Genomic DNA, 1,954 nt, shown 5'->3' on the forward strand with positions numbered 1-1,954 from the left:
GATCGATCGGGGGGATCGGCCCGCCCTGCTCAAAACGCTGGCCCGCAACCTCCAGGACCGGCGACGCGGAATAGGTCTGACGGCGGAACTCTACCCGCTGCAGATAGGCGCCGCGGTCGCCTCCGCCCTTGACCCGATAGGCCTTGAGCTGGGCGGCGACGAAGCGGGCGGCGGCGTTCTCGTCCTGGGTGCCGCAGCTGCGGCCGCGCATTTTCGGCGACGCCAGCCGGGTCATGTTTGCCTTGACGCAGGCGGCGCACACTTTCGGCGCAGCGACCGCCGGCGCGACCGGCGACGCCGCGACGGCCAGCGCTGCCACGATGGCAGAGAACGACTTCACCGGACCTCCTCGGCGTCAGATCGCCGAGGGTCTCGGCAGGCTCAGGGTTGTACCCGTCCCGAAGCGGGCGCCAAGCGCCGTCAGATCTCAGTGCTTCTCGACCCAGGCGGCCTTGGCGGCCTCCTTCGTCCTGTTCAGGCACAGCTTGCCGTTCTGGATGGTCTCCACCCAGGTCATCGGGATCATGTGGTGCTTGAAGCCGGACCCGAAGTCGAACTTGGCGAGTTCGATCTGATCGCCCACCACGTGGTCGACCTTGCCGACATGGCCGCCGTCGGAGCCGACGACTTCCATGTGCTCGGTAATCTGGGAGGCCTGGATCATGACGATCTCCTCGTGTTGACTGGCACGAGGTAACGGGCGCGTCCGCGCCGGGGTTTCACATGGCCGAGCTGATCAACCTGAATCGCGCGAAGAAGGCAAAGACCCGCGCCGTCGGCAACGCCCAGGCGGCGGAGAATCGCGTCCGTTTCGGCCAGACCAAGGGCGCTAAGGCGGCGTCCAAGCTGGAGGCCGAGCGAGCGAGGCGGGACCTCGAGGGGAAGAAGCGGGACGACTGATCCCGCTTAGGCTGCCGCCGGCAACGCCCCGTCACGCACGTCGGCCGGGATCGATTCGTAGATGGTCGGCGGCGACAGGCCCAGACGGGCGCGGGCGGCCTCCAGAGGTTCGGCCATCAGCGCCTCATAGTCCTCGGCCAGCAGCCACTTGGCGGCCTTCCCGCGCCGGTAGCCCTGCCAGATGGCCTTCACGAAGGGATAGCGGGTCCCCATCGATTTGGAGACGGCGCCGAACGCGATCAGGAGCCAGCCCAGCCCGCGGGTCTGGGCGTAGGAAAACGCCACCAGGCACGCCTCGCCCGCCGCGTCGCGGTGATAGCCTGTCAAGATGTGCCAGATGTCGTGCACGTCGCGGGTGCGGCGGGCGAACCACGCGTAGGGATGGGGCTCCTCGATGTCGGAGCGCCCCTCCCGGCTGACCTGCGCAAGGCCCTCGGCGGAGAGCTGTTCGGTGCGGATGAAGTTGCGGTAGGCGGCGCCGACGCTTCCAGCGGGCAGGCTGTCGAGCCAGGCGTCGTCCATCAGGCGGTCAGCGAACTCGCGCCGCTCGTAGGCGATGCGACCGCCGCCGGGCGTGGCGAGCAGGCGGTGATAGCCCTTGGCGGTAGAGGCCCCGTTCAGCGCCCGCATGATCTCGAACACCTGGGTGGTGTCCTCCTTGTCGGCGAGCAGCTTCTTGAGCGAGCGCAGCGCATGCGGCAGGTCGAGCTTGGTTGAAACGGGCCGCGGGGCGGGCTGGAAGTCGGCGCCGTCTGCAGTGATGGACATTGTGCGTGGACCTTCGCGATCGCTGTTCCCGTCAAAGATGACGCCTCCGTCAACTTTTGGCAAGAGGCTGGTCGTGTTTAGTCGCAAGGACGTAAACAGCCGGTATGGCGACCCTCAAGAAACGCTCCGTCCTGCTCTCCGGCCACGCCACCTCGATTGCGCTGGAACCGGAGTTCTGGGCGGTGCTGGACGCAATGGCCGAGTCCCGCGGCTCCAGTCTGGCGGCGCTGATCGTCAGCATCGACCGCGGCCGCGCCGGCCGGCCCCTCGCCTCCGCGTGCCGCCT

The 1,954-nt window shown here is 68.1% G+C and carries 4 protein-coding genes and 1 pseudogene; 2 read left to right on the forward strand and 3 right to left on the reverse strand.

Annotated features, from left to right (window positions below; genetic code table 11):
- Both QZV94_RS24740 and QZV94_RS24745 read right to left on the reverse strand, forming a co-directional pair.
- Positions 1-340 (reverse strand): annotated as a pseudogene (locus QZV94_RS24740) (hypothetical protein); the annotation flags it as partial.
- An 87-nt stretch (positions 341-427) separates the two neighbouring features.
- On the reverse strand, positions 428-664 hold the full coding sequence (locus QZV94_RS24745) for a DUF2171 domain-containing protein (protein WP_293683087.1): 237 nt from the start codon (positions 662-664) through the stop codon (positions 428-430).
- Positions 665-723: 59 nt separating this feature from the next.
- Here QZV94_RS24745 and QZV94_RS24750 point away from each other — a divergent pair, with 59 nt between their 5' ends.
- Positions 724-900, forward strand: a complete 177-nt coding sequence (locus tag QZV94_RS24750; protein ID WP_293683089.1) for a DUF4169 family protein — start codon at positions 724-726, stop codon at positions 898-900.
- Between the two features lie 6 nt (positions 901-906).
- On the opposite strand, the gene QZV94_RS24755 is transcribed toward QZV94_RS24750, so the two are convergent.
- Positions 907-1,668 carry a Coq4 family protein gene (locus QZV94_RS24755; protein WP_293683091.1) on the reverse strand — a complete coding sequence of 254 codons (762 nt, stop codon included), beginning with the start codon at positions 1,666-1,668 and terminating at the stop codon, positions 907-909.
- 104 nt (positions 1,669-1,772) lie between these two features.
- On the opposite strand from QZV94_RS24755, the gene QZV94_RS24760 reads away from it, so the two are divergent.
- A partial coding sequence (locus QZV94_RS24760) for a ribbon-helix-helix domain-containing protein (protein WP_293683093.1) occupies positions 1,773-1,954 on the forward strand: 182 nt, incomplete at its 3' end.

The sequence above is a fragment of the uncultured Phenylobacterium sp. genome (assembly GCF_902826855.1).
Lineage (GTDB): Bacteria > Pseudomonadota > Alphaproteobacteria > Caulobacterales > Caulobacteraceae > Phenylobacterium.